General features: G+C 71.1%; 21 protein-coding genes and 2 tRNA genes. 6 read left to right on the top strand and 17 right to left on the bottom strand.

All coding sequences use genetic code 11. From position 1 onward, the window contains the following. Positions 1 to 159 precede the first annotated feature (159 nt). Positions 160 to 233, top strand: a tRNA-Lys gene (locus AB0I10_RS04840). Positions 234 to 658: 425 nt separating this feature from the next. On the opposite strand, the gene AB0I10_RS04835 is transcribed toward AB0I10_RS04840, so the two are convergent. From AB0I10_RS04835 to AB0I10_RS04825, 3 genes are all read right to left on the bottom strand, one after another. Beyond that, complete coding sequence (locus AB0I10_RS04835; RefSeq protein WP_363150877.1) at positions 659 to 1,252, bottom strand: lytic polysaccharide monooxygenase auxiliary activity family 9 protein; 594 nt, start codon at positions 1,250 to 1,252, stop codon at positions 659 to 661. Positions 1,253 to 1,449: 197 nt separating this feature from the next. Further along, positions 1,450 to 2,682 (bottom strand): hypothetical protein, encoded by a 1,233-nt coding sequence (locus AB0I10_RS04830; RefSeq protein WP_363150876.1) that lies wholly within the window; start codon positions 2,680 to 2,682, stop codon positions 1,450 to 1,452. Further along, a complete protein-coding gene (locus AB0I10_RS04825; RefSeq protein WP_363150875.1) occupies positions 2,682 to 3,101 on the bottom strand; it encodes an SsgA family sporulation/cell division regulator in 420 nt (139 codons plus the stop codon). The genes AB0I10_RS04830 and AB0I10_RS04825 overlap by 1 nt, the downstream gene beginning before the upstream one ends. 609 nt (positions 3,102 to 3,710) lie before the next feature. Between AB0I10_RS04825 and AB0I10_RS04820 the strand changes: the two genes are divergently transcribed. Then, positions 3,711 to 3,784: transfer RNA gene (locus AB0I10_RS04820), tRNA-Lys, on the top strand. Between the two features lie 55 nt (positions 3,785 to 3,839). Here the strand turns inward: AB0I10_RS04820 and AB0I10_RS04815 are convergent. Continuing rightward, entirely contained in the window at positions 3,840 to 5,276 is a 1,437-nt protein-coding gene (locus AB0I10_RS04815; RefSeq protein WP_363150874.1) for a hypothetical protein, read from the bottom strand. A gap of 414 nt (positions 5,277 to 5,690) precedes the next feature. Here AB0I10_RS04815 and AB0I10_RS04810 point away from each other — a divergent pair, with 414 nt between their 5' ends. From AB0I10_RS04810 to AB0I10_RS04800, 3 genes are all read left to right on the top strand, one after another. Then, positions 5,691 to 6,371: a FadR/GntR family transcriptional regulator gene (locus AB0I10_RS04810; protein WP_363150873.1), complete on the top strand. Its 681-nt coding sequence runs from the start codon at positions 5,691 to 5,693 to the stop codon at positions 6,369 to 6,371. 417 nt (positions 6,372 to 6,788) lie between these two features. Continuing rightward, positions 6,789 to 8,714: a glycosyltransferase family 2 protein gene (locus tag AB0I10_RS04805; protein ID WP_363150872.1), complete on the top strand. Its 1,926-nt coding sequence runs from the start codon at positions 6,789 to 6,791 to the stop codon at positions 8,712 to 8,714. Continuing rightward, a complete protein-coding gene (locus AB0I10_RS04800) occupies positions 8,711 to 10,663 on the top strand; it encodes a kelch motif-containing protein (RefSeq protein ID WP_363150870.1) in 1,953 nt (650 codons plus the stop codon). The genes AB0I10_RS04805 and AB0I10_RS04800 overlap by 4 nt, the downstream gene beginning before the upstream one ends. A gap of 66 nt (positions 10,664 to 10,729) precedes the next feature. On the opposite strand, the gene AB0I10_RS04795 is transcribed toward AB0I10_RS04800, so the two are convergent. The 13 genes from AB0I10_RS04795 to AB0I10_RS04735 form a co-directional block, all read right to left on the bottom strand. Further along, positions 10,730 to 11,767 (bottom strand): glycoside hydrolase family 6 protein, encoded by a 1,038-nt coding sequence (locus AB0I10_RS04795; RefSeq protein ID WP_363150869.1) that lies wholly within the window; start codon positions 11,765 to 11,767, stop codon positions 10,730 to 10,732. A 72-nt stretch (positions 11,768 to 11,839) separates the two neighbouring features. Continuing rightward, positions 11,840 to 12,673 carry a sortase gene (locus AB0I10_RS04790; RefSeq protein ID WP_363150868.1) on the bottom strand — a complete coding sequence of 278 codons (834 nt, stop codon included), beginning with the start codon at positions 12,671 to 12,673 and terminating at the stop codon, positions 11,840 to 11,842. Continuing rightward, complete coding sequence (locus AB0I10_RS04785; RefSeq protein WP_363150867.1) at positions 12,663 to 12,839, bottom strand: hypothetical protein; 177 nt, start codon at positions 12,837 to 12,839, stop codon at positions 12,663 to 12,665. The genes AB0I10_RS04790 and AB0I10_RS04785 overlap by 11 nt, the downstream gene beginning before the upstream one ends. Before the next feature lie 122 nt (positions 12,840 to 12,961). After that, positions 12,962 to 13,741 (bottom strand): HAD-IIA family hydrolase, encoded by a 780-nt coding sequence (locus AB0I10_RS04780; protein ID WP_363150866.1) that lies wholly within the window; start codon positions 13,739 to 13,741, stop codon positions 12,962 to 12,964. A gap of 213 nt (positions 13,742 to 13,954) precedes the next feature. After that, the gene (locus tag AB0I10_RS04775; protein ID WP_363150865.1) at positions 13,955 to 15,058 is read right to left on the bottom strand and encodes a 2-aminoethylphosphonate ABC transporter substrate-binding protein; all 1,104 of its coding nucleotides are present in this window, start codon (positions 15,056 to 15,058) and stop codon (positions 13,955 to 13,957) included. Positions 15,059 to 15,099: 41 nt separating this feature from the next. Then, complete coding sequence (locus tag AB0I10_RS04770) at positions 15,100 to 15,897, bottom strand: ABC transporter permease subunit (protein WP_363150864.1); 798 nt, start codon at positions 15,895 to 15,897, stop codon at positions 15,100 to 15,102. Then, complete coding sequence (locus AB0I10_RS04765) at positions 15,884 to 16,771, bottom strand: 2-aminoethylphosphonate ABC transporter permease subunit (protein WP_363150863.1); 888 nt, start codon at positions 16,769 to 16,771, stop codon at positions 15,884 to 15,886. The genes AB0I10_RS04770 and AB0I10_RS04765 overlap by 14 nt, the downstream gene beginning before the upstream one ends. Continuing rightward, positions 16,764 to 17,873 (bottom strand): ABC transporter ATP-binding protein, encoded by a 1,110-nt coding sequence (locus tag AB0I10_RS04760; RefSeq protein ID WP_363150862.1) that lies wholly within the window; start codon positions 17,871 to 17,873, stop codon positions 16,764 to 16,766. The genes AB0I10_RS04765 and AB0I10_RS04760 overlap by 8 nt, the downstream gene beginning before the upstream one ends. Position 17,874: 1 nt before the next feature. Next, positions 17,875 to 18,564 (bottom strand): phosphonatase-like hydrolase, encoded by a 690-nt coding sequence (locus AB0I10_RS04755; RefSeq protein WP_363150861.1) that lies wholly within the window; start codon positions 18,562 to 18,564, stop codon positions 17,875 to 17,877. Positions 18,565 to 18,569: 5 nt separating this feature from the next. Then, positions 18,570 to 19,691, bottom strand: coding sequence for a TIGR03364 family FAD-dependent oxidoreductase (locus AB0I10_RS04750; RefSeq protein WP_363150860.1), 1,122 nt, complete (start codon positions 19,689 to 19,691; stop codon positions 18,570 to 18,572). Between the two features lie 141 nt (positions 19,692 to 19,832). After that, on the bottom strand, positions 19,833 to 20,600 hold the full coding sequence (locus AB0I10_RS04745; protein ID WP_363150859.1) for a GntR family transcriptional regulator: 768 nt from the start codon (positions 20,598 to 20,600) through the stop codon (positions 19,833 to 19,835). A 69-nt stretch (positions 20,601 to 20,669) separates the two neighbouring features. Beyond that, positions 20,670 to 21,572 (bottom strand): hypothetical protein, encoded by a 903-nt coding sequence (locus AB0I10_RS04740; protein ID WP_363150858.1) that lies wholly within the window; start codon positions 21,570 to 21,572, stop codon positions 20,670 to 20,672. Between the two features lie 134 nt (positions 21,573 to 21,706). After that, positions 21,707 to 22,888 (bottom strand): ROK family transcriptional regulator, encoded by a 1,182-nt coding sequence (locus tag AB0I10_RS04735; protein WP_363150857.1) that lies wholly within the window; start codon positions 22,886 to 22,888, stop codon positions 21,707 to 21,709. 56 nt (positions 22,889 to 22,944) lie between these two features. On the opposite strand from AB0I10_RS04735, the gene AB0I10_RS04730 reads away from it, so the two are divergent. Next, a complete protein-coding gene (locus AB0I10_RS04730) occupies positions 22,945 to 24,072 on the top strand; it encodes a Gfo/Idh/MocA family oxidoreductase (RefSeq protein ID WP_363150856.1) in 1,128 nt (375 codons plus the stop codon). Positions 24,073 to 24,302: the final 230 nt, after the last annotated feature.

Raw genomic sequence — 24,302 nt, 5'->3', positions numbered from 1 at the left:
GGACTTCGGGGTGACTGGGGCGCCGGGGAGTGGCCGGCCCGGCTCCGGCGGGCTCCGGTCCGGGCTTGCATCCGGGCTTCCGGCGGGCCGCGCCTTCGCCCCCGATGAGCGTGGTCTCAAGCACCCGTCCGGACCAGGTAGTATTTCTTTCGTCAGCGCGCGCCGCTAGCTCAGTTGGTTAGAGCAGCTGACTCTTAATCAGCGGGTCCGGGGTTCGAGTCCCTGGCGGCGCACGTATGAAGTGGGCGTTCTCGGTTCTCCGGGAACGCCCACTTCGTTGTTGGGGCTGCCATACGGCGCTGCCCTCGCTCTCCCACCCTCATCGGTCCAGGTGGTGGTGCGATCGTGCTCGCCGTAGAGGGCCAGGAGCGCGGCGCGGCCCCCGTCGATGAACGGGCGGTACGCCGTCCCGGCCGGCCCGGCGTCCAGTGGCGTCCACCACACCGGTTCCGGGCAGCGGCCAGGAAGATCCCCGGTCCAGGACCAGCCCGCGCCCGCCTGCCCGGATGACCGGCCGCGGGTGCGGGCGGCGGTGGCCTCGGGGGTCCGCCAGTACCCCTCGAAGGAGCTGCGACCCCGGGGGAAGTCGGGGAGGCCCGACGGAACAACCGAAGCCGCCGGCGCACCCGATCGGGCACGTCAGGCGCAGCTCAGGCGCTCAGGAGAGGTCGACGTCCGAGCAGGCATAGAACGCATTGCCCGTGTCGGCGATGTTCCAGACGCCCAGGATGAGGTGGCGCCCGGACTTCTGGGTCGGGACGGTGCCCTGATGCTGCACCGTTTCGCCGGGCTGCGCGCCACCCATGGGCACCGTCATGAACGGCTCGGGTTCGAGATCGGCGCGGGTGAGCGGCTTGCTGGGGTCGTAGCCGTCCTTGGTGATGAAGTAGGAGAAGTCCGCGGTCGAGTGACGTGCGGTCAGCCGCCAGGTGAAGGTGTAGCCCTGCCCCGGGGAGAGCTTGGTGCCGGGCCACTTGCCGCCGCGGGGATCGTCCAGTTCGGCGAAGTTGTCGTGGCCTCCGGAGCAGATCTTGCCGTCGGCGGGACCGGCCTCCGGGAAGCCCTTGGGTGCCTCGACGCTCTGCGGTTCGTACTGAATGGCGCCGCAGTCCTTGACGGTGCCGTTGGCACAGAGCGCCTGGCGGCTGGGAGGTGCGTCGCTGTAGCCGTGACTGGAGGCACTGCCCGTCGCGAGAAAGGAGACACCGACGATGCCGAGGCCGATCACGGCAGCACTGATCCTTTTGCGCATGCTTCGCTCCTGAAGAACGTGGGGGGGGAGTTCCATGAGCCGAATGAAGTGCGGTCTAGACCAAACGGCAGACTAATAACAGGAGTTGAACATGTCCAGACCAATAACGACCGGATCTCCGGTTTCCGCAACCACAGCGAGGGCAGAGGCGACCGCCGTACGGCCGGATGAGGGTGCGCGGAGGGTCAGCTGAGTGGTCAGGCCGCTGCCGTGAGGGAGGTTGTCGGGTGGGCGGCGGTTTGGACCAGGGCCGTGTAGGTGCGGCGGAGGGCTATGAGAGATTCCTGGGCCTCGCGGTAGACGGCGGCGTCGGGGCCGCCACGGTGGGCGAGGGTGCGGACCGGGGCGCAGTGGCGGTCCATCGCGCTGAGCCAGGCGCGGTGCTGTGCCGGGAGGTGGCGGCGGACGAGTTGCCGCCTGCCCTCGCCCATGCGTCGTCCGCCGATACCCAGCACCGCGTCCGCGGCCTGGAGTACGGGGGGTTCCAGGGCGCCCTGTTCGGCGAGTGCGGCCAGCACGGCGCGCTGCTGTTCGGTCGCCGGTGCGGCCGCCAGTCCGGCGGCCTCGGAGTGGAGTTGGGCACGCAAGGCGTGCTGGACACGGACCAGGCGGCGCAGAGCTGTCGGCGTGGAGGAGTCGTCGGGCGCTCGGCCCGCGAGGGTTTCCGCGAGGCGGAAGAGCCAGATTCCGTGCGCTTCGAGCCGGGTCGCAGCCAGCATCAACCGGTCCAGGCGGCTGAGCGGTTGGCCCTCCGGCGCCCAGCGGACGATGGGTACGAGCTGTTCCGTACGGGCGAGTTGGTCGATGGGGATGTGGCGGCGCGGTTTGCGCTCCGGCGCCCAGTTGTGCAGCGCGAGGGTGGGCAGCGCGATGAACTGGTCGTGGTCGATGCGGTGTGCGATGGCCGCCCACAGGTCGAGGAACGCCCCATCGGCGACCTCGCGTGCAGCCGGTGCGAGCGGGTCGAGTCCGCTCCAGCCGCAGGACACCGCGATCACCGCCACCCGCATCGCGGCGGCCTCCGCGTTACGCGGTGACAGGCGCGAGACCCGTTGCCGCAGGGCGCTCAACTCGTCGGCGCGTTGGGCACGTTCGACAATGGCGATGGCCTGCTCGCGGCACGGGGCGACCGCTACTGCGCGGGCCAGGGCGTCCAGCCGGGTCCAGGTTCCGATCATGGAACGGACCGGGGGCCGCTCGGGGAGGAAGCCGTGTGCCCGGGGATCGTGCGCCGCCGAGCAGGCCGGGCCGGCACCGGCAGGCGACGCAGCCCCGACCGGGGAGGCGGATCCGGCCGCGTCGGCCGACCCGTCCCCGGCGGCCGCGTCGGCCCCAGGGACGTGCCCCGCCTGGAGGGAGGCCCGACCCGCCTCGGTGCGGGCGAGGTCGGCATCGGTCGTGGTGGTAACCGTGGTGGTAAACATCGTCATCAGCACTTCCCCGCGAGCAGCCGGGCCAGGTGGGCGTCCATGTCGAGGTAGCGGTCCTCTTGGCCGGGCGGCACGATCGCCGCGGTCTGCTCCAGCCATGAGGCCAGCTCCGTCGCGCACACCGACAGCGCACAGCCCGTGTCATCGGTGGACAGGTCGATGCACACGCGCCGCTGCCCGTCCGGCTCACGGAAGGGCCGCACCCATACGTCCCCGTACCCCGCTTCGCCGGACAGCCCGTCCAGCAGCAGATCGCGGGCGAACAGCCAGGTGGAGACGGTGCGACCGCGGTGGACGAGGGCGACCTCGACCTCGTACGGGCGGTCGCTGCGGTAGCTGAACCCGCCGGCCACCGGAACCACTGCATCCGGCCCGAGGAGAAGCCGCACCTCAAGGGTGCGCTTGGCTGTCGACACCACGACGATCAACCTTTCCGATGGAGGGACGGGTCCCGGTGGACCGAGTCCGGGGCGCGCGTCCTAGCAGACGCTGTCGGGCGGGGTGGGGTTGCCGGAGGTGGCGGAGGAGTGACGGACGCCATGGACCGCCGGGGCGCGCGGGCGGGCCGGACCGGCATGGGCCGCTGCCGGAGCGGAGGCCGTCCGGGCGTATGCGGAGGGGCGGCGCGCCCGGCACTGGCATTCCGGTCCCTCCGGGGTCAGCGGGTTCTCTTGCCTCGGCGCGCGCCTCAGCCTTTCAACGGGCAGGAGATACCGCTTGGTGACGGTGCAACTGTTGGACCGAGGCCATGGCATTGCTCTGCGGCCACGCGCATGTGCCCTATGGCCACGAACCCTGATCTTCAGCCACGAACTCGATCTTCACAGACCAATTCAGGCGGCCGGTCAGTCGAAGGTCCCGAGATGAAGGGACTTTCGGCCCGCGCCGGAACGGATTCCCGTGGGGTAATTACGGCGGCATCGACAATGCGGGGGAGTGGCACGGATCACATTGGTCAGCTGTGTGGGGGAACCGGTCGTGGGTACAGAGCACCTCCGAAGTTCGTGTAAAGTTCTTCAGGTCAGCGCGCGCCGCTAGCTCAGTTGGTTAGAGCAGCTGACTCTTAATCAGCGGGTCCGGGGTTCGAGTCCCTGGCGGCGCACGTAACACTGAGGCCCCTCGCCATGCGAGGGGCCTCAGTGGTTTGTCCCGGGGCCTCAGTCGTTGTCCCGGGCAGGGCCGGCGGGCACCAGCAGCCATACGACGAGCGGGGCGACGGCACCGGCCAGGGCCGTCCAGACGCGCCAGCCGCCGTCGGCGGGCAGCAGCAGCGCGCCCGCGGCGGCCACCGAGAGGATCATGCCGAGCAGCACGCTGACCGGCACCGTTCGTGGCCAGAGGCTGCCGAACTCCAGCAGCCGGATCTGCCGGCCCGCGTCGACCGGGACCGGTCCGCGCGGCTGCGCGGCGACCCGCGCGGCCTCGGCGGCGGGGACGCGGCCGGGCAGCTGCCAGCCGTCGTCCGCAATGAAGTCCGCGGCGGCCTTCCTCGGGGACCCGGTGGGGATCCAGTGGGATGCGGTGGGGTTCCAGACGAGCCAGCCCTCGCTGCCGACGAGCAGCGGGGCCGCCCGTTGGTGCGACGCCGCGAGGTTGAGCGGGACGTCGCCGAGCTCGGTGCGCAGCGTCAGGCACTCGTAGCGCGGGGTGCTCTGCTTGCCCGCCCGGTTCCCGGCACTTTGCCTGCTCCCCTGGCTCCCCTGGCTGTCCTGCCGCTTCCCGGTGTCGCGGTCCGAGGGCGGCTCGACGTGCTGGGCCATGCCGGTCGCCGTGGCGCGCAGCGTGATCCACCCCTTGCCGACGCGTCGGGCACGGCGCGGCGGGGCCGCGGCGGCCACCCCTGCGACCAGCGCCAACGCGGCGAACGCCGCCCACCCCCAGACGGCGAGGAAGAAGTCACCGGTCTCCAGGGTGCGACCCGCGAGCATCGCCTCGACGTCCGACCATGGTCGCGCGCCGACCGCGCCCAGCTCGGGCCGCGAGGGCGCATAGGCGACGGGGAAGGTGTCGCCCGCTTCTCCGACGCCCTTCGAAGTCTCCGCACGGAAGGTCGCACGCACGGTCCGGGTGCCGTCGCCCGATGGCAGTCGGACCGTGTAGTCGGCTTCGGCGGAGGCCCGGGGGCTGCTGCCCGCGCGCTCCACGTTGGCGACGGCGACGACCGGCAGTTCCTTGATCACGTATCCCGCGTCGACGATCCGGTCGGCCGTGGGGCTGCGGTCCGGATCGCCCGCGGCCAGGCTGAAGCCCAGCACCAGGGCGGTGGGGAAGGCCACCGCGGCGGCCATGATCCGGGCCCAGGTCCAGCCCGAGCCGTGGAGCTTCGCGGGGATGGCCGCGCCCGGTACGGCGGCGGGATCACGGACCGCGTCCAGCGCCAGCTCGTATGCGCGCCCGCGCGAGACCCGGCCCGCCTTGAGCACGTATCCGGTGAGCACCAGTAGGCACAGGATCAGCGCCGCAAGTGCGCCCCACACCACGCCCGTACGGACCGGGCCGATGTCCAGGAACAGCCAGCCGGCGGTCAGTACGAGGAGGGCGGGCGTCGCCACCACGGTGACGCTGCGGCCGAGCCACACCGACGCGGCGGTCATCGGAGGGCTCCCGCTGCGTTGGTGGCCGAGAGTGCCGGCAATGCCTGCGGCTTCAGTGCCAACAGCGCCACCGGCGTACGCGGACATTTCCCCCGCGCCCCATCACTGCGCGCATCGCTACGTATTTCCCCGCACATATCGTTGCGGCTCTCGATGCGGCTGTCGCTGCATGTGTCGCCGTACGTATCCCCCGCCACAATGCTCCTGATTCCGTCGACTTGCCTTTTGGCGATGCCAGTTGACGGCGGACTTTACCAATGCGGAACAATCCCTTTGCCGGTGAGGCACCGGGCGAGAGTGTGCGGGTCCGTGCGGGACCGCGATGGACTCCTTTTCTCTCTGCGTTTTTGTACGGCGCGACGAAATGCTGGCATATCGCTGGTCAAATCAGAGTCGCCGGTGCAGAGTCACCGCATGGCGCGCGACATAGGGGACCGGATCAAGAGGCTGATCATCGACCGGCGGCTGCCGTCCGGTGCCGCGCTGCCGACCGAGCCGGAGCTGATGGAGCTGCTCGGGGTGAGCCGGAATTCCGTACGGGAGGCGCTCAAGGGCCTGCAGGCGATGGGCATCGTGGAGATCCGGCACGGGTTCGGGACGTATGTCGGGCCGATGTCGATGGCGCCGATGAGCGAGGGCCTGGCGTTCCGGACGGTGGCCGGGCATGTGCGTGGCGAGGACAGCCTGCGGCAGCTGCTGGAGCTGCGGGAGGCGGTGGAGGCGGGGCTGATCGCGCGGCTGGCCGGGCGGGTGGCGGCGGATGATCTCGCCGAGCTGGACGGGCTGGTGGCACAGATGGAGCGGGAGGCCGCGGCGGGCGCAGTGGCGGCGGAGACCGACCGGGCGTTTCACGCCGCGCTCTACCGGGGGCTGGCGAATCCGTTGTTGAGCGAGGTGCTGGATGCGTTCTGGGAGGCGTTTCACCGGGTGCGTACGGATCTGGCGGACGCGACGGCGGATCCGCGGGCCACCTGGCGTCAGCACCAGGAGATCGTGGTGGCGGTGCGCGCCGGCGACGCGGTGCGTGCGGAGCAGGCCGTTCGGAAGCACTTCGACAACATTCGTCAGAGGCTGCACAGTTCCGGAACGAAGTGATGCACCCTGCGCCATAAACCGTCCCGCAATGCACGCTCTTGTCCGTAAACATCTTGTTTCGGTCTTGCGATCATGAAGGTGGTCCGAGACCCTGACCTGGGACCCCGGCAAACCGGACGATGAGTCGGATGTCGAGCCGGACGTCGGACGGATGCCGGACGGAACGCCGAACGGGCCGTGGTCACCAAGGAGTTGGGGATGCCGGAGCTGGGGGATGTACCGGCAGCCGCGAACTGAGCGCGGAGCCCGCCGTTCCGGAAACCCGGCGGAGCGTTCATCATGAAACCGGAAGATGGCCGTCAGCGTCTAACGGCGTGGGCGGCCGACATCAGTGAGCCCGAGTCGGTCGAGGGGGACCGAGCACCCGGGCCATCAGCGAGGGCACGCAGCCAGTGTTGCGTGCGGGGGGATGGACTCATGACGTCGCCGCCTGACGGCGCCCGCCAGCAGCATTCGTACGATCCGTCCGCGACGACACGCCTGCGCGTGCCACGCCAGCACTGGCAGCGGCGCATCCAGCGAAAGCCGCTGCCGCGCTACGACTACGAGCACTACAGCCGGCTCGCCGGGCCGCTCACCCAGCCCGACCCGAACAAGCCCTACAAGGTCCGCTACCGCTCCCTGCTGGCCGACGAGCCGCACCGCATCCGGGCCGCCCTGCTGCTCGGCGCCGCGCCGCTGGTCTCGCTGGGCCTGCTCGCCTGGCTGATGCAGCCCGCCCACTGGACTCAACGCGATTACCCCGCCTATGAGTTCCTGCCGGTGCTGGATGCCGTCATGCTCGTCTCGATCGGGCTGATCGAGTTCTTCCGCTGCATGAACGTGCTGTCCAACGCACATGCCACCCTCGTCGCCCGCGACCCCGTTCCGGTCGTCCCGGAGAACGGCACCCGCGTCGCCTTCCTCACCTCCTTCGTGCCCGGCAAAGAGCCGCTCGCCATGGTGACGAAGACGCTGGAGGCGGCGGTCAAGGTGCGGCACCGCGGCCTGCTGCACGTCTGGCTGCTGGACGAGGGCGACGACCCGGACGTCAAGGAGGTCTGCCGGCGGCTCGGCGTGCACCACTTCACCCGCAAGGGCGTGCCGGAGTGGAATCAGCCCAAGGGCCCGCACCGCGCCAAGACCAAGCACGGCAATTACAACGCCTGGCTCCAGGCGCACGGCGACTCCTACGACTACTTCGCGTCCGTCGACACCGACCATGTTCCGCTGCCCAATTACCTGGAGCGGATGCTGGGCTTCTTCCGCGACCCGAATGTCGGTTTCGTCATCGGTCCGCAGGTGTACGGGAACTACGACACCTTCGTCACCAAGGCCGCCGAGTCCCAGCAGTTCCTCTTCCACGCGCTGATCCAGCGGGCCGGCAACCGCTACGGGGCGCCGATGTTCGTCGGCACGTCCAATGCCGTACGCATCAGCGCGCTGAAGCAGATCGGCGGGCTGTACGACTCGATCACCGAGGACATGGCGACCGGTTTCGAAATGCACCGGCATCGCAATCCGGCGACCGGGAAGAAGTGGCGCTCGGTATACACGCCGGATGTGCTCGCGGTCGGCGAGGGGCCCACGGCCTGGACGGACTTCTTCACCCAGCAGCTGCGCTGGTCGCGCGGGACGTACGAGACGATCCTCAAGCAGTTCTGGAAGGCGCCTTTCACGCTGCCGCCCGGCCGGCTCTTCAACTACACCATGATGGTGATCTTCTATCCGATGTCGGCGCTGAACTGGATTCTGGCGGCGCTCAGCTGTGCGCTGTTCCTGGGCCTGGGCGCATCGGGTGTGCAGATCGATCCGTCGGTGTGGATGATGCTGTACGGCAATGCGTCGGCACTGCAGATCGGGCTGTATATCTGGAACCGTCGGCACAATGTCTCGCCGCATGAGCCGGAGGGGTCCGGCGGAATCGCCGGCATGGTGATGTCCGCGCTTTCCGCGCCGATTTACGCCCGCTCGCTGTTCGATGCCGTATTGCGCCGCAAGAGCAAGTTCGTGGTGACGCCGAAGGGCGATTCGTCCAGCCCGGACACGCTCTTCGGGACGTTCCGGATCCATCTCTTCTTCATTCTGGTCTTCGGCGGCTCGCTGGGGGCGTCGTTCGCGCTCGGCCACAGCCATCCGGCGATGATCACCTGGGCCTCGCTCGCGCTGCTGGTCACCGCCGCGCCGATCGCGGCCTGGCAGCTGTCCGTACGCCGGGAGAAGCGGCAGCGGACGGCGCCCGCGGCACCGGCGGCCACGACACCCGAAGAACGGCCCGCTCCGGAAGCCCAGGCCGCCACGGCCGCTGACCCGGCCACCACCGAACAGACCGTACAGATCGCCCTTGGGGGACGTCACACATGAAGTACCGTCCGAGCCGTCGCGCTCGCAGAGTGGCGATAGCGACGGCGGTGGTGCTCGCTCTGGCCGGGATGAACGGCCCGGCGCTCTACGACTTCGCCTCGGAGCAGTACCACCAGTACGAGATCAACAAGCCCGAATACAAGGCGGCGAACGGCCACTGGGATGTCGTCGACGTCCCGGACAAGTACCGCATCAACACCATCCACGCGGCGCTGCTGCACACCGGGAAGGTGCTGCTGGTCGCCGGTTCGGGCAACAACGCCGCCAATTTCAAGGCCAAGTCGTTCCGTACGGTCCTGTGGGACCCGGAGAAGAACACCTTCAAGAACATCGACACCCCCAAGGACCTCTTCTGCTCCGGGCACACCCAGCTGCCGGACGGCAAGCTCCTGGTGGCCGGCGGCACCCAGCGGTACGAGAAGCTGGACGGCGATGTGAAGAAGGCCGGCGGCCTCATGATCATCTACAACGAGAATCCGGACGGCCCCCGGACGTTCCCGGCCGGCACGCTCTTCACCGGCAAGGGGAACGGCAAGACGTTCACGTCCAAGGACCCGGTCGTGGTGCCGCGTGCGAAGAAGACCAAGGACCCGGTGACCGGCAGGGTCACGGTGACGCACAGCGAGGCCCGGGTCTATGTCGAGGCGCTCAAGGAAGGCCGCCAGCACTCCACCGGCTCCCAGGACAACTACCGCATCCAGGGCCTGAGCGGCGCGGACGCCCGTAACCTCTACGGCATCGCGCAGAAGCTGTCCTTCGACAAGAAGGACTTCCAGGGGATCAAGGACTCGTTCGAGTTCGACCCGGTGGCCGAGCGCTATCTCCGCGTCGACCCGATGAACGAGGCCCGCTGGTACCCGACCCTGACCACCCTCCAGGACGGCAAGGTCCTCTCGGTCTCCGGACTGGACGAGATCGGACAGGTCGTCCCCGGCAAGCAGGAGATCTACGACCCGAAGACGAAGAAGTGGACCTACCTCCCCAAGCAGCGCTTCTTCCCGACCTACCCGGCGCTCTTCCTGACCGACCAGGGCCGGGTCTTCTACACCGGCTCCAACGCGGGCTACGGCCCCGACAACATCGGCCGCAAGCCGGGCATCTGGGACCTGAAGTCCAACAAGTTCCAGACCGTGCCCGGGATGAGCGATCCGAACATCCTGGAGACGTCGATGTCGGTGCTGCTGCCACCCGCTCAGGAACAGCGTTACATGGTGCTCGGCGGCGGCGGGGTCGGCGAGGACCCGAGGGCCACGGACAAGACCCGGATCGTGGATCTGCACGCCCCCTCCCCGCGCTTCAAGGACGGGCCGCCGCTGTACGCGAAGGCCCGCTACCCGAGCAGCGTGATCATGCCGGACGACACGGTGCTGACCACCAACGGCTCGGGCGACTACCGGGGGCGCAGCGACTCCAACGTCCTCAAGGCGGAGCTGTACGACCCGAAGGCCAACACCTCACGGGCGGTGGCCGATCCGCTGGTCGGCCGTAACTACCACTCCGGGGCGCTGCTGCTCCCGGACGGCCGGGTGATGACCTTCGGCTCCGACTCCCTCTACGCCGACAAGGACAACACCAAGCCCGGTGTCTTCCAGCAGCAGATGGACATCTACACGCCGCCGTACCTCTTCCGAAGCTCTCGTCCCGAGCTGACGGACCCGGGCCCCAAGACGGTCGCCCTCGGCGGCAAGGCGACGTACCGCTCCACGCATGCCTCGGCGATCAAGAAGATGCGGCTGCTGCGGCCCGGCTCGTTCACCCATGTCACCAACATCGAACAGCGGTCGATCGCGCTGAACTTCACGACGACGAAGGACGGGGTGACGGTCACCCTGCCGGACGACCCGTCGCTGGTGCCGCCCGGCTGGTACATGCTGAACGCGGTGGACGGCGAGGGGACGCCGTCGAAGGCGGTGTGGGTGAAGGTGCCGCAGGGGGAAGGCGCCCGCTGAGGGACCCGACGCACGGATGAGGGGACGCCCGGTGGCCCGGGCGCCCCCTCGCTCCTTGCCCGCGGGCTACTTCTTGGCGTTACGAGCCAGCTCCAGGGCGTAGTCCGGCCACCAGGCACCGGCCTTGGGGCCGCCCTTGCAGCTGCCGTCCGACTCTCCGGGGCGCTTGATCCACAGATAGGCGTCCACCTGCGGATCGCCGGTCCTGACCGTGGGAGGCGTCCCCAGCGCCCGGCCGCGCGGGTTGCACCACTTCTCCGCATCGTCGCCGCCGGGGGCCGGGCCGTTGCCGTTGCGGCTGGTGTCGATGACGAAGTGCTTGCCGCCGACCATCGCGGACAGCCGCTTGCCGTACTTCGTGTTCTCCTGTGTGGTCTGGTAGTTGGAGATGTTCAGCGCGAAACCGTCGGCCCGGTCGATACCGGCCCGCTTGAGCGGTTCGACCATCCGGCCCGGGTCATTGATCCAGTGCGGATTGCCGGCGTCCAGATAGACCTTGGTGTGCGGCAGCCCCTTGAGCTTGCCGACCGCTTCCGTCAGCAGGGCGTAACGCTCCTCGTGGAACTCCTGCGGGGTGCACTTGTCCTCGATGTGCGGTAGCGCGTCGGGTTCCAGGACCACGATGGTCTCGCGGTTCCCGATGCCCTTGAGGACGCCGTCCAGCCAGGTCCGGTAGGCGTTGCCGTCGGAGGCGCCGCCCTTGGAGTAGCTGCCGCAGTCGCGGTGCGGGATGTTGTAGAGGACGAGCAGGGCCGCGCGGTCGGCCTTGGCGGCCGCCTCGGTGAAGCCGCGCGCCTCCCCCTCCGGGTCGTCGACCCCGATCCACTCGGCGACCGGCTGCGCGGCGATCTTGTGGACGAGCCGGGCGTCGGCGTTCTTGCCGGCCTTGCCGTAGGTGGCGACCTGACGGGCCGCCTTGCCGTCCGGGTTGACCCAGAACGGCGCGACGGACTTGGGACGCTGGCCCGGTTTGGCCGGGATGCTGTCGTCGTCGTCGCTGCCGGACGAGGAGCAGCCGGCGAGCAGCAGCGCGCCCAGCGCCGATATCGCGCCGAGCGTTGCCGATCGGTTCAGTCGGCGGGCCCTCCGAAGACTGCCGTACATCCACTCCCCCTCGGAGCACGGATCACGGCCGGCAGGGCACCGCCGGCCGTCTCCATCCTGGCACACGGCCGTTCAGCCGTCGGCCGCGTTGCCCGCGTGCGCCCCCTGGAAGCCCGTCAGATACGCCGAGACCACCACGTGCGCGGTGTACGCGCGCCGTGCGGGGTCGAAGCTTCCGCCCCTGGTGACCAGCCGGAGTTCGGACCGACCTGGCGCGTGGGCGGCGTAGACCTGCGACGCGTCGAAGTGCTCGCGGTCATGGAGCCGGACGTCCTCGACGGTGAACCGGGCGGTGCTGCCGTCCGCGCGCCGTACGTCCACCCGGTCTCCCGGCTTGGCGCCGGCCAGCCCGTGGAAGACGGCCCGCCGGGTGTCGCCGCCGGCCTGGCCGACGAGCACCGCCACGCCCTCCGCACCGGGTTGCGGGCCGTCCGCGTACCAGCCGACGAGGTCCGGTGAGCCGGGCGGCGACGGGAGCGCCTCGCCGCTCTCGTCGGGGCCGCGCTCGACGATGCCGGCACGTACGCCGAGCACGTCGATGGTGATCCGGCTGGGCCTGGCGGAGCTGGAAGCGGCGACGGCATGGTGGGCGCGCGGGGATGCCCGGCCCAGTGGGGCGTGGTGGGCGTGCGGGGATGCCTGGCCCGATGCGGTGGCGTGGGCGTGGGCGTGCGGGAGTACTTGGCCCCATGGGCGTCCGACCGCCGCAACATCACCCGTCGTGGGAACCTTCGCCGCGCCCCCGTCCGTCATTCCGCGCCCCCACAGCCACAGCCCCAGCAGCAGCACCGCCCAGGCCACACCGATCAGCAGCTGCCCGTGCCGGGGGCGGTGGTGGCCATGACCGGGGCGGTGACCGCCCGCCGGCCCGGACGCCTCCGCCCTCCCCTCCTCCTCAGCGCTCATCGCCACCGCCCTGCCGCTCGCGCCGGATCCGCAGCCGCAGCCGCAGCAGCTGCCCCGCGATGACGAGGACCGCGCCGCCGGCCAGCACCAGGCCGACCGCCGAGGTGCTGCTCAGCTCGCTGTCGGACGCGGCGGCGGCCCAGAGAGTGAGTTGCGGTGAGCCCATGGCGAACCTCCGAATACCTCGAAGGTCCGCCCGCACGAGGCCGCCCGCATCCGCTGCGGCCCGGCGCTGCGCCGTTCAGGCGAGCGCCGCGGCCTGGCGGGACGTCAGGCCTGTCGCGGACGTCAGACCAGGTCGACCAGATCCGCGATGGAGTCGACCACGCGGGAGGGCCGGAACGGATGCCGTTCGACCTCTTCGGGCCGGGTCAGGCCGGTCAGCACGAGGAAGGTCTCCATACCCGCCTCCAGACCGGCCAGCACATCGGTGTCCATCCGGTCGCCGATCATGGCGGAGGTCTCGGAGTGGGCGCCGATGGCGTTCAGCCCGGCCCGCATCATCAGCGGGTTGGGCTTGCCGACGAAGTACGGCTCGACGCCCGTCGCCTTGGTGATCAGCGCGGCCACCGACCCGGTGGCGGGCAGCGCGCCCTCCGCCGACGGGCCGGTCTCGTCGGGATTGGTGGCGATGAACCGGGCACCGTCATTGATCAGACGGATCGCCTTCGTCAGCGCCTCGAACGAATACGTGCGCGTTTCGCCGAGCACGACGTAATCCGGCGCGTGATCGGTCAGCACATAGCCGATGTCGTGCAGGGCGGTGGTCAGCCCCGCCTCCCCGATGCAGTACGCGGTACCGCCGGGCCGCTGGTCGTCCAGGAACTGGGCGGTGGCCAGCGCGGACGTCCAGATCGACTCCCACGGCACGTCCAGCCCGATGCGGTTCAGCCGGGCGTGCAGGTCACGCGGGGTGTAGATGGAGTTGTTGGTCAGTACCAGGAACGGCTTGCCCGACTCGCGCAGCCGCTTGATGAAAGCGTCCGCCCCGGGAACCGGGATGCCCTCGTGCATCAGCACGCCGTCCATATCGGTGAGCCATGACTCGATCGGCTTGCGCTCTGCCACTGCCGGACTCCTGCCGTGCGTGTTGACCAGGATGGCGGCCGCCTCCGCACGCACACGGGTCACTCAAAATGACCCACGTCTCGTACGCACGGCCGACGCCCCCACCCTAAGTCAGGGGGCGCCGACCTGGATCAGTCCGTCGTCACCTTCACGCAGCGCTCCGCGCCGGACCGGATCGGCCCGTCGTGAACGGCCGACCGCAAAAGCGAAACCTCAGCTCCCCGTAGCCGTCTGCCACGCGTCGACGTAGGTGTCCAGGTTCTTGTCGATGTCGTTCCAGTCCGGCTCGAAGATCTCCACGCCGTCCATGATCTTGGCGAGGGCGGCGGCGTTCTCGTCGGTCGCCTTGATGTCCTTACGGGCCGTGAAGCCGCCGCCGACCGAGGAGACCTGGCGCTGGACCGGCTCGGAGAGGAGATGGTCCAGGAACTTCTTGGCGTTGGCGGCGTGCGGGGCGTTCCTGACCAGGCCGGCGGCGTACGGCAGGGCGAAGGTGGAGGGCTTGCCGCCGGGCTTCGCCGCCGGGAAGAAGATGCCCTGGTTCGGCATGGACTTCATGTTGGCGTAGTTCATCTGGACGTCGCCGTTGGCGACCAGGAGTTCGCCCTTGTCCGTCTTGGGCGCGAGCTGGCCGGTGGAGGAGGACGGGCCGACGTTGTTGGCCTGGAGCTTCTTGAGGAAGTCCATGGCCGGGCCCTGGCCGCCGAAGTCGTGCATGGCCTTGATGAGTACGGCGGTGCCGTCACCCGCGACGCCGGGGGTGGAGTACTGGAGCTTGCCCTTGAGCTGGGCGGAGGTGAGGTCTTCCCAGGTCTTGGGCGGCCGCTTGAGCTCCTTCGTGTTGTGGATGAAGCAGAAGTAGTTGTTGACGATCGAGGTCCACTTGCCGTCGGGGTCCTTGTCGGCGGACGCGACCCGGTCCGAGCCCTTGGGACGGTAGGTGTCCAGCAGGCCCTTGCCGTCGGCCTGTTGGATGAACGGGGGAAGGGTCACCACGACGTCCGCCTTGGTGTTGGACCTCTCGCGGGCCAGCCGCTGGACGGCCGCGCCGGAGCCGCTCTCCACGTAGTTGACCTTGATGCCGGTCTTCTTCTCGAAGTCCTTGAAGACCGTGTTGTAGAAGCCGTCGCCGTTCTCGCTCTTGAGGCCGTCGGCGCTGTAGACGGTGATCTCCTTGGCGTCGGGGTCGGCGGACGAGGCGCCGCCGCAGGCGGTGAGGGAGGCGCCGAGGGCGAGGACGGCGGCACAGGCGGCGAGCGGCCGGAAGGACCGGTGACGGGGGTGGGGCAGGGCGTGGGGCAGGGAGTGGGTGCGCATGGCGGGTCGTATCTCCTTGGGAGGGGAGCGGAGTCGGGGCCTCAGCGGTACGAGGCCCTGGTGCGGATCCGGGAGACGCCGAGCAGGACGATCAGCGTGCCGGCCATCAGCGCCACCGCGAGTGCGGCGCCGGCGAAGAGGGAGCCTCGGTCGGTGGCGGCGAAGATCCGCACCGGCAGCGGCACCCAGTCGGGGGGATAGATCATCATCGTGGCGCTCAGCTCGCCCATGGAGAGGGCGAAGCAGAGCCCCGCGGCGGCGGTCAAGGACGGCAGCAGCATGGGCAGTTTGACCCGCCACAGGACGTAGGCGGGGCGGGCGCCCAGGCCGGCCGCGCTCTGTTCGTACGCCGGGTCGAGGCGGGCCAGCGCGGCCGTCACGGACTGGTAGGCGAAGGCGGTGACCAGCACCGTATGGGCGATGACCACGATGTGCGGGGTGCCGTTGAGGAGGAACGGGGGCTGGGAGAAGGCCACCAGGAGGGAGAGGCCGACGACGACGGAGGGGACGGCGACGGGCAGCAGGAACAGGGTGTCGATCAGGCGGCGGGTGCGGGGCCCCAGGCGCTGTGCGGCCAGGGCCGCCCAGGTGCCGGTGGTGAGTGCGGTCACGCTCGCCGCCAGTGCGGTGAGCACGCTGGTGATCAGCGCGGTGAGTGCGTCGCCCTGCGCGATGTCCCGGTAGTGCGCCAGGGTCGGCCCGGAGGGCAGCGCGCCGCTCCAGCCGCTCGCGAGGGACGCGGCGACGATCACCAGCAGCGGCAGGGCGAAGAGGGGGAGGAAGAGGGCGAAGAAGAGGAGGTGGACGGCCCGGCGGGCGAGCTTGCTATGCACGAGCATGGCGGGCACCTCCTCCGCCCGTACGCGACACCACGGTCCGGTACAGGGCGTACAGCGCGACGGACAGCGCGATATTGACCACGGCGACGACGCAGGCTCCGGTGTAGTCGCCGTCGAGAATGGCCTTGGTGTAGACGAGCATCGGCAGGGTGACGACGTCCTTGGCGCCGGTGAAGAGCACGATCCCGAACTCGTTGAGGCAGAGGACGAGCACCAGCGCGCCGCCCGCGGCGAGCGAGGGCAGCGCCTCGGGCAGGATCACCGTCCGTACGATCCGCCAGGGCCGCGCGCCCAGCGACGCGGCAGCCTCCAACTGCCCGGTCTCCACCTGCGAGAAGGCGGCCAGCAGCGGCCGCATCACGAACGGGGTGAAGTAGGTGACCTCGGCCAGCAGTACGCCCCAGGGAGTGTGCAGGAAGTCCAGCGGCCCGCTCGCGGCGCCCGTCGCGTCCGTCCACAGGCCGTTGGCCATGCCGACGGTGCCGTAGAGGAAGAGCAGGGCGAGGGTGATCAGGAAGGAGGGGAAGGCGAGGAAGATGTCGACAAAGCGGCTGAGCGCCTTGCCTCCGGGGAACGGGACGAAGGCGATGATCAGGGCCAGGACCAGGCCGAGGAGCAGTGCGCCGAGGGTCGCGCCGGCTGCGATGAGGACGGTGTTGGCGAGGGCGTCCCGGAAGGATGCCTCGGCGAAGACCGCGGCGTACGGGGCGACGGAGGGTCCGCCGCCGTCCTCAGGGGTGCCGCCGTCCTCGGGCGCGAAGGACTGCCACACCACCAGGGCGAGCGGGTAGAGAAAGACCAGGCCGAGCGCGGCGACGGGCGGCAGCGCCCAAAGAGCCCTGGACCGGCCCCTGTCCGCCTTGGGCCTAGTCATCCCGGGACCCGCTCTCGGTCAGCCCCGCCGGGATGAGAACGGCGTCCTCGGGGGCGAAGTGCAGTGCGACCTCGTCGCCCAGTGCCGGTGTCTCGCGCAGTTCCCGTACCTCCGCAATGACGCGATGGCCGTCAACTTCCGCGTATATCCGGTGAGTTGAGCCGCGCCACTGAACCTCGGTGATCTTTCCGCGCAGGGTGTTGCCGTCCGGCCCCCGGCTCTCGCCGAGGCCGACGAGGTGCGGGCGGACGCACAGGGTGGTGGTGGCGCCGTCGGCCACATCGCCGACCGGCACGTTCAGCGGGCGGCCGGCGAAGCGGACACCGCTGCCGCGCACCGTCACCGGCAGCAGATTCGCGGTGCCGACGAACGAGGCGGTGAACTCGGTGCGCGGCCGCCGGTAGAGCTCTTGCGGGGTGCCGCAGTCGCGCAGCCTGGCCTTGTCCATGACGGCGATCCGGTCGGCCAGCGTCAGCGCCTCGACCTGGTCATGGGTGACGTAGAGGATGGAGACGTCCGGCAACTCGCGGTGCAGCCGGGCGAGTTCGGCGAGCATTCCGGAGCGCAGCTGCGAGTCGAGCGCGGACAGCGGCTCGTCCAGCAGCAGCACGCCGGGACGGATGGCCAGCGCCCGCGCGATGGCGACCCGCTGCTGCTGCCCGCCGGACAACTCCCGGGGGTGCCGGTCGGCGTACCCGGCCATGCCGGTCATCTCCAGCGCCTCGGCGACCCGTCCGGCGATCTCGGCGCGCGGCGTCTTCTGCGCCTTGAGGCCGAAGGCGACGTTCTCGGCGACCTTCATATGCGGGAACAGCGCGTACTGCTGGACGACCATGCCGATGCCGCGCCGGTAGGGCGGCAGCCCGGTGACATCGCGGCCGCCGATCAGGATCCGCCCGGAGACCGGCTGGACGAATCCGGCGACCGTCCGCAGCGCGGTGGTCTTCCCGGAGCCGGACGGGCCGAGCAGGGCCATCACCTCGCCCGGTTCGACGGTCAGGTCGAAGGAGTCCAGGGCGATGCTCCCCCCGGGCCCGCCGTACGCCACGGAGACCCCGTCGAACCGGATGCCAGCGCCGCCCTTCGCGGCGGCCGTCGCCATCTCAGACCACCCCGAGGAGGGAGGGGAGTTCGGCGACCGAGCCGAGGATGTGCGTGGCGCCCGCCTCGGTCAGCCGCGCCGCGTCGTGCGCCCCGGTGAGCACCCCGGCGACGATGCCGGCGCCCGCGCGCCGCCCGGAGAGCATGTCGTACGAGGTGTCGCCGGCGACCGCAATCTCCCGGACGGAATCGGCGCCGCGGGTGCGCAGCAGTGCGGCCAGCACCATGTCCGGGTACGGCCGACCGCGCCCGCCCGCGTCCGCCGGGCAGAGCGTCAGCTCGACCAGTTCCCGCCAGCCGAGCGCGTCCAGGATCGCGTCCTGGGTGACCCGGGCGAAGCCGGTGGTCAGTACGACCGTCAGCCCCGCCGCCCGCAGCGTCTCGATCGCCTCGCGGGCGCCGGGGACGGGCGCGATCCGTCCGCCGTCCACCAGCTCCCCGTACGCCTCCTCGAAGGCGGAGTTGGCGCGCTGGGCAGCAGCCTCGTCCCCGAACAGGTGCCGGAAGACCGAGATCTTGGACTCGCCCATGGTGGCGCGTACATAGGCGAGCTTCTCGGCGTGGTCCGCGCTTCCCGGCTGCACGCCCAGCCGCTGTGCCGCCGCGCTGAAGGCCTGCTCGACGAGGCCGCCGTCGGCGACGGTCGTACCGGCCATGTCCAGCACGACGAGCGTGCTCCTGTCGTCGGTCAACTCTCTCACCATCCCAGTTCGTTCGCGGTGGTCTCGGCTATCGCCGGGGAACAGGTCATGCCGCGCCCGCCGGGCCCGGTGACCAGCCAGACGCCGTCGCGGACCTGCTGACGGTGCACGACGCGGGAGGTATCGGTGCACTGTGCGTACACGCCTGCCCAGCGGCGGCGGACGGTCGGCAGCGGGCGGCCGAGGACCGACTCGACGACTCCGGTGAGGTGCTCGTACGGGTCCTCGACCACGTCGAAGCCGAAAGGCGTCTCGTATTCGTGCGTATCGCCGATGGTCAGCCCGCCGTCAGCGCGCTGGACCATCAGCAGCTGCATCTTGTGCGCGGCGGCAGTCGGCGTCTGCTGCTGCGAGGAGGCCAGGGCGTCCAACTCCTCGCTCGCGTACGCCGGGTAGTAGCGGAAGCTGTCGGCGTCGGCGACGGAGGTGGTCAGCGGCTCGCCGAGCGGGTCGGTCTGCATCATCTGGAGCCGTACGCGGCGCACCGGGAGGTCCGGCACCAGCTCGCGGACCAGGCCGCCGAGCCAGGCTCCGGTGCACAGGATGACGGCGTCGCCGTGGTGGGTGTCGCCGTGGTCGTCCCGTACGGCCCGCTCGCCCACCACCTCGCGTACCTCGCGACCGCCGAGGTAGGTGTACCGCCCGGACTCCAACAGCTTTGCTTTCAGGGCACGTTGGGCGATGCGCGGCTCGACGGCGGCGTCCCGTTCGCACCACAGGGCGGCGGTGAAGGCACCGCGCAGGGCGGGGTTGAGCGCGCGGGCCTCGTCGGCGTCCAGCAGCCGGTAGCCGCGGGCGGAGGCGTCGGGGCGGCGGGTGGCGGCCTCGGCGACGGCCAGCTCGGCGGCGTTCTTGACGATGGTCAGCGAGCCGATGGCCCGGAAACCGACCGCGGGGACGCGGGCGCCGATGCCCTCCCACAGTTCGCGGGCGCGGAGTGCGGTGGCCAGCTCCTCGCCGCCGGCCCGGCCGCTGACCCAAATCTGCCCGAAGTTGCGGACCGAGGCGCCGCGGGCCTCGGCTTCCCGCTCGATGTGAAGGACCTCGTGGCCCCGTTCGATGGCGTGCCAGGCGTGCATGGTTCCCAGGACGCCGGCTCCGACGACTATGACTCGCATGCCGCTGACGCTCGCGGTGGTGGGTGGCCGGTGGCGGTCCGCTCGGCGACGTGATGGTGAACGGGCCCTCAAACTTGGCCTAGACCCGTTATCTTTCTGTGATGTACGGTCCCCCGCTCGACCTGCCGCCCCTCGGAGGGCTCAGCCCGACGACGCCCCCAGACGGGTCGTGAACGAGAACCGGTCCCCCCGGTACAGCGACCGCACCCGCTCCAGCGGTCGGCCCTCCGTGTCCCGCGACAGCCGGTGGATCAGCAGCATCGGCAGTGCACCCGGCGTGCCGATCAGCAGGGCCTCGCGCGGGGTGGCCAGCACCGTCTCCAGCCGCTCGTCCGCGTCGCCGAAGCCGATGCCGAGCCGCTGGCGGAGGTAGGCGTAGAAGGACGAGTCCGGGGCGAAGTCGGTGTCCAGGTCCGGGACCCGGCCGACCGCGACATAGGTGCTCTCCAGCCCGACCCGCTCGTCGTCGGCGAGCAGCACCCGTTCCATGTGCCATACGGGATCGCCCGCCTGGAGCCCCAGATCGCCGGCGAGCGCGGGCGGGCAGGCGAAGCGGTCGAGGCCGACGAGATGGCGGCCGGGTCTGCGCCCCTGGCCCCGTACGCCCTCGGTGTAGCTGGCGAGGGACAGCGGCTGCTCCAGCTTGGGCCCCGCGACGACCGTGCCGCGCCCCAGCCGCCGCAGCCGCCCCTCCAGGATCAGCTCGCGCAGCGCCTGGCGGAGCGTCTCGCGCGAGACCTCGAACCGCACCGCCAGCTCGCGCTCGGCGGGCAGCACCTCCCCCTCGCCCAACTCCGCCAGCAGCGCGGCGATTTCGACCTTGGCCGCGTAGTACTTGGGAATGCGTCCGTGCTCGGGGATGCCGGACCGGATGGGGGCGCCAGGTTCCTGGCCGTACTGGTACTCCACGGCGTGATCCTCGCATCACGGCGGGTCCGCGGGCACGGCGGCCATGGCGGTCGCGTCCCGGCCGGGCCCTCAGCGCCGGAGACGGCGCAGCCGGCGGGCCGCGGCGACCAGCACGACGCCGCCCGCCAGCAGCCCCGCGACCATCGCACCGATCCCGAACAGCGAACCGTGCCCGGTGGCCGCGAGTTCCGACGGGGCGGTGGGGTCGCGGTGGTGCGGGTGCGGCCCGCCGGGGGGTGTGCCGAGGAAGGACGGCAGACCGGGCATGGCGGGCGTCATGGGGGCCGCGGGGGCGGGGGCGCCCGGACGGACGTCGAAGCGGTAGTCGCCGGACTGGCCGATCCATTCGCCGTCGGTCCCCCGGCGCTGGACGGTGGTGACATTGGCGGTGATCCGGTCCGCCGGGGTGCCCCGCTCGAACCGCATCCGCATCTGCACGGTCATGGTCCCCTTCCCGGGCACCGTCAGCCCGCCGCCCGCACCTTCGCCACGCCCCCCATCCCCCGCCCCCTTCTCCTCCCCTACTCCGAACACCCCGATCTGTTCGTCGTGGTCGGTGGACTCGAAGGGGACCGGCCGCCAGCCGCCGGCCGGGTCGCGGAACTCCAGCCGGATCCGCTCGGGCCGCAGAGCGCGGTGCGCGTCCGTGAGGACGATGACCGGATGGACGTCCTCGCAGGCAGCGGCGGTGGTGTTGCGCAGCTCCAGCTGCCAGGTCTGCCAGTCGCCGCCGGTGGAGTACGTCGCCGGACCGCCGTACACCCGCGAGGAGATGGGGAAATCCCGGCTGTCGGGCCGGCCACAGGCGGCGGAGGGGACGGGAGCACGGACCTCCGAGGCGTACGCCGTACCGACCGCGAAACCCCCGCCGGCCAGGCCGGACAGCAGCCCGACAGCGAGCGCGGCACGGACAGCTCGGGCAGTACGCACCGTACGCAGACATGCGCCGTACGCGGTCCCGGACGGGTTCATGACGGTCCTCCGCTGCTCAGGTTCGCGGGCAGGGCACGTGCAGGACCCTGCCACGCCCACCGCGCACCGCCGGGAGCCCCGCGTCGTGTGCACCCGACCAGCGGCCGAATCCCGCCTTATCAGATGACTTTTCGTCAATTCGGGTTAGTGGATCCGACAGCCGGCCGGAGCCGGGCCAGCCCCGGATTTCCCGGCCCGAAAAGCGGTGCCAGCACCAACTGGGCCGCCCCGTCCGCCACCGTCCGCGAGCCGCCCCTGGCCAGCGCCACCGGTACCGCAGCACCGGCCCTGCCCCGTGTGCGGGCCTGTGCGGCGAGTGTCTCCGCGACGCCGGTCAGGAAACCGTCGGGGTTCTCCAGGACGGTGCGGCCGCCGAGCAACACGCGGTCGATGTCGAGCAGTTCCACGAGGTTGGCCGCGCCCACGCCCAGCACCCGGGCCGCGCCCGGCAGGTCGCCGCGTGCCACCGCCGCCAGGCACAGCGCCTCCACGCAGCCGCGCTGTCCGCAGCCGCAGCGCGGCCCGTCCAACTGCACGACCTGGTGCCCGAATTCACCGGCGCCGGTCCGCGGCCCGCGGTGGAGGCCGCCGTCGAGTACGAGCCCGGCGCCGAGCCCCGTCCCCAGATGCAGATACGCGAACGAGCCGGCCCCCTCCCGCGGCCCCTGGGCCAGGCCGAGCGCCGCCGCGTTGGTGTCCTTGTCGAGGACCACGGGCAGGCCGAGGCGGTCGGCGAGCGCGTCCCGTAGCGGGAAGCCGTCCCAGTGAGGCGCGCCGGTCACCCGGTGCAGCACCCCGGTGGTGTGGTCCAGCGGCCCGGGACAGGCCACCCCGGCCCCCAGGACCAACGGCCCGCCCGCCTCCGCGCGCAGCGCCGCGACCTCCCGCTCGGCGGTGGCCAGCACCTGTGCGGCGTCCGTCTCGAAGGCGAGCGGGGCGCGGCGGACCGCGACCGGGTCGCCCGCGAGGTCGGCCAGCACGGCGGTGAGCTCATCGCGGTCCAGGTGAAGGCCGATGGCGTGCCGGGCCCCGGGGACCAGCCGCAGTACGGTGCGGGGCTTGCCGCCCGTCGAGGCGCGGCGGCCCGCCTCCGCCGCGAGCCCCTCGGCCCTCAGCCGTGCGGTGATCTTGCTGACGGCCTGCGGGGTGAGCCCCGTGTGCGCGGCGAGTTCCAACCGGCTCGCCCCCTGCTCCCCTGCCGCGCGCAGCAGCCCGAGCACCAGGGCGGCGTTGTGGCCGCGCAGGGCTGGGAGATTGGCGCCGGGGATGGCAGTGCGCCGGCCGTCGGCGTCGTGGGCGGGATCGTTGCTGGTCACTCCCCTATTGTCGCTACCGCTTGCGCTTTGGCAACAGCGTTGCTTAAGTGGACGCCATGAGTGACCCCCGCGACGCCTCCGCCCCCCGCCCGCCGCTCCGCGTCGGACTCATCGGCTACGGGCTGGCCGGCTCGGTCTTCCACGCCCCGCTGATCGCCGCCACCGACGGCCTCGTACTGGACACCGTCTCCACCGCCAATCCGGAGCGGCAGGCCCAGGCGCGCGCCGAGCACCCTCAGGTCCGTACGGTCGGCACCCCCGAGGACGTGCTGTCCCGCGCCGCCGACCTCGATCTGATCGTGCTCGCGTCCCCCAACAAGACGCATGTGCCGCTCGCCGACGCCGCGCTGCGGGCCGGGCTGCCGGTGGTCGTCGACAAGCCGCTCGCCGCGACCGCCGCGGAAGCCGAGCGGCTCGCCGCACTCGCCGACGACCGGGGCCTGCTGCTCTCGGTCTTCCAGAACCGCCGCTGGGACAATGACTTCCTGACCGTGCGCAAGCTCATCGAGGACGGCGCGCTCGGCGACATCCAGCGCTTCGAGTCCCGGTTCGAGCGGTGGCGGCCGCAGCCCAAGGGCGGCTGGCGGGAGTCCGGCGACCCGGCCGAGATCGGCGGTCTGCTGTACGACCTGGGCAGCCATCTCGCCGACCAGGCGCTGACCCTCTTCGGCCCGGCGGCATCGGTCTACGCCGAGTCGGATGTCCGCCGTCCCGGTGCCGAGGCGGACGACGACACCTTCATCGCCATCACGCACACGAACGGTGTCCGCTCCCACCTCTGGGTGAGCGCCACCACCGCTCAACTCGGGCCGCGCTTCCGGGTGTTGGGGAGTGGTGCGGGATACGTCAAGTACGGCCTCGACCCTCAGGAGGCCGCACTGCGGGCGGGGCTCCGCCCCGGCGCGGACGGCGCGGACGGCGCACAAGGCGCCGCGTGGGGCGTGGAGCCGGAGTCCTGCTGGGGCCGGCTCGGCTCCGGGGAGTCACCGCAGACCGGTGGCGGCAAGCCCGTACCGACCCTGCCGGGCGACTACCCCGCGTACTACGCCGCGATTGCCGATGCCCTGCGCGAGGGCGGCGCCCCTCCGGTGACCGCAGCCGAGGCCGCGGCGGCGCTGCGGGTGCTGGAGGCCGCCAAGACCTCGGCCGCCGAGGGCCGTGTGGTGACGCTGCGGTTCGCCTGAGCCGGCTTGGTTGCTCACCGTTTCCGGCTGTCCCGCCATGGTGGTTTGTCGCCGTTGCGCCTGCGGCGGGGCGCTGCGCTTTGCCTGGGCCGCGCCTTTGGCTGTCCCGCCGTGGTGGTTGCTCGCCGTTGCGCCTGCGGCGGGGCGGTTGCCGCTGCGCGGGGCTGTCGGGTGCGGTTCCGGACCTCCGGACTCCGTCCTGCGGTCCGGCCCCTCCCGTTGAGTGTGGG

The sequence above is a fragment of the Streptomyces sp. NPDC050636 genome (assembly GCF_040654775.1).
In the GTDB taxonomy this organism is placed as follows: domain Bacteria; phylum Actinomycetota; class Actinomycetes; order Streptomycetales; family Streptomycetaceae; genus Streptomyces.
Note: the sequence above shows the minus strand (reverse complement) of the source record. Positions and strands in the feature narration are given on the sequence as shown.

Coding starts and splice junctions, on each gene's coding strand:
- AB0I10_RS04835 (WP_363150877.1), bottom strand. CDS start 1,252: ATGCGCAAAAGGATCAGTGCTGCCGTGATCGGCCTCGGCATCGTCGGT.
- AB0I10_RS04830 (WP_363150876.1), bottom strand. CDS start 2,682: ATGACGATGTTTACCACCACGGTTACCACCACGACCGATGCCGACCTC.
- AB0I10_RS04815 (WP_363150874.1), bottom strand. CDS start 5,276: ATGACCGCCGCGTCGGTGTGGCTCGGCCGCAGCGTCACCGTGGTGGCG.
- AB0I10_RS04810 (WP_363150873.1), top strand. CDS start 5,691: ATGGCGCGCGACATAGGGGACCGGATCAAGAGGCTGATCATCGACCGG.
- AB0I10_RS04805 (WP_363150872.1), top strand. CDS start 6,789: ATGACGTCGCCGCCTGACGGCGCCCGCCAGCAGCATTCGTACGATCCG.
- AB0I10_RS04800 (WP_363150870.1), top strand. CDS start 8,711: ATGAAGTACCGTCCGAGCCGTCGCGCTCGCAGAGTGGCGATAGCGACG.
- AB0I10_RS04795 (WP_363150869.1), bottom strand. CDS start 11,767: ATGTACGGCAGTCTTCGGAGGGCCCGCCGACTGAACCGATCGGCAACG.
- AB0I10_RS04790 (WP_363150868.1), bottom strand. CDS start 12,673: ATGAGCGCTGAGGAGGAGGGGAGGGCGGAGGCGTCCGGGCCGGCGGGC.
- AB0I10_RS04785 (WP_363150867.1), bottom strand. CDS start 12,839: ATGGGCTCACCGCAACTCACTCTCTGGGCCGCCGCCGCGTCCGACAGC.
- AB0I10_RS04775 (WP_363150865.1), bottom strand. CDS start 15,058: ATGCGCACCCACTCCCTGCCCCACGCCCTGCCCCACCCCCGTCACCGG.
- AB0I10_RS04770 (WP_363150864.1), bottom strand. CDS start 15,897: ATGCTCGTGCATAGCAAGCTCGCCCGCCGGGCCGTCCACCTCCTCTTC.
- AB0I10_RS04765 (WP_363150863.1), bottom strand. CDS start 16,771: ATGACTAGGCCCAAGGCGGACAGGGGCCGGTCCAGGGCTCTTTGGGCG.
- AB0I10_RS04760 (WP_363150862.1), bottom strand. CDS start 17,873: ATGGCGACGGCCGCCGCGAAGGGCGGCGCTGGCATCCGGTTCGACGGG.
- AB0I10_RS04750 (WP_363150860.1), bottom strand. CDS start 19,691: ATGCGAGTCATAGTCGTCGGAGCCGGCGTCCTGGGAACCATGCACGCC.
- AB0I10_RS04740 (WP_363150858.1), bottom strand. CDS start 21,572: ATGAACCCGTCCGGGACCGCGTACGGCGCATGTCTGCGTACGGTGCGT.
- AB0I10_RS04730 (WP_363150856.1), top strand. CDS start 22,945: ATGAGTGACCCCCGCGACGCCTCCGCCCCCCGCCCGCCGCTCCGCGTC.